The organism is Citrobacter amalonaticus (genome assembly GCF_037053465.1).
Classification (GTDB): Bacteria; Pseudomonadota; Gammaproteobacteria; order Enterobacterales; family Enterobacteriaceae; genus Citrobacter_A; species Citrobacter_A amalonaticus_H.
In genome coordinates, this window is the sequence record NZ_JBALIF010000057.1 from 1 (window position 1) to 1,317 (window position 1,317).

The 1,317-nt window shown below is 50.9% G+C and carries 1 protein-coding gene; it reads left to right on the forward strand.

Annotated features, from left to right (window positions below; translation table 11 throughout):
* Positions 1-96 precede the first annotated feature (96 nt).
* Positions 97-1,290 carry an IS4 family transposase gene (locus tag WB371_RS23745; protein ID WP_285929133.1) on the forward strand — a complete coding sequence of 398 codons (1,194 nt, stop codon included), beginning with the start codon at positions 97-99 and terminating at the stop codon, positions 1,288-1,290.
* Positions 1,291-1,317: the final 27 nt, after the last annotated feature.

The following is a 1,317-nucleotide window of genomic DNA, read 5'->3' on the forward strand; positions in this document are numbered from 1 at the left end:
GCGCTGAGGAATCCCCAGTAATGGGCGGGTGAAAAAAGACAGGCATAGAGTTTTGTGATCTACTGATTGTGCTATCAATTCAATGAGATCACCTCTATGCCTGCCTGCCGAGTATGTCAGAATTTCTTCCGGGATGCTTTAGCTCCGTTTCACAAATACCGACAAAATGCCCTCCTTGACGCCACGCTTGCCTTAATCAACGGCGCGTCACTGACGCTGACCAGTATCGGACGTTATTTACCCGGCGCTGCTCAGGTCAAAAACAAAATCAAACGAGTTGATCGTCTACTGGGCAATAAATCACTTCATCAGGATATTCCTCTAATTTTCAATGGCATTATCACCATGCTGACGCGGAAATTATCGCTGTGTGTTATTGCGGTTGACTGGAGTGGCTATCCGTCTCAGGAATATCATGTGCTCCGCGCCAGTCTGCTTTGCGATGGGCGTTCGCTTCCGCTGTTAAGCTGGATAGTCCCGTCAGAAAAGCAGCAGAATGGACAGATACAAAAGGCCTTCCTTGATGCCCTTGCCGGGGCGGTGAACCCGACGGCCAGAGTCATCATCGTTACCGATGCGGGCTTCCAGAATGCCTGGTTCCGGCATATCAGGTCGCTCGGATGGGATTTTATTGGCCGTGTCAGGGGTAATATCCAGATGCGCCTGAACAGCAAAGGTGAATACTGGTTCAGACGTCAGGAATTACAGGCCAGCAGTAAACCAGAATATCTGGGGCCAGGCACGCTTGCACGGGCGGAATATGCCCGATGTGAGGGGCATTTTTATCTGCACAGGAAAGAACCAAAAGGCCGGAAACACCGGCACTCAAGGTGTCGTATAAAACGCAAATCTCAGGTTTGCGACGGGCGCTCTTCAGCAAAAGAGCCGTGGCTCATCTTCAGCAGCACAGACGACTTTAAGCCACGTGAAATCATGAAGTTATACAGTCGCCGAATGCAGATAGAGCAGAACTTCCGCGATGAGAAAAGCGAACGGTTCGGGTTCGGTCTGCGGGCCAGTTACAGCCGTTCAGCGGGAAGAATGCTGGTGCTGAGCCTGCTGGCAACGCTGAGCACAATAGTCCTGTGGCTTATTGGTTATCATGCAGAAAGTAAAGGATTACATGTAAGGTATCAGGCCAACAGTGTTAAATCGCGGCGGGTAATCTCTTATCTGACGTTAGCGGAGAATGTCCTGCGACACTCCCCGCTAATATTAAGGCGAACGGTGCTGAGCACCGTTCTTAACCACCTCGCCAGAGCCTACCGAAGTATGGTGCTGGTTTATTAGCGCTGTTTTATGGGGATCCCTCAGCGC

Bases quoted from the DNA above. Each gene is read 5' to 3' on its own strand.
- WB371_RS23745 (WP_285929133.1), top strand. From the start codon at position 97: ATGCCTGCCTGCCGAGTATGTCAGAATTTCTTCCGGGATGCTTTAGCT.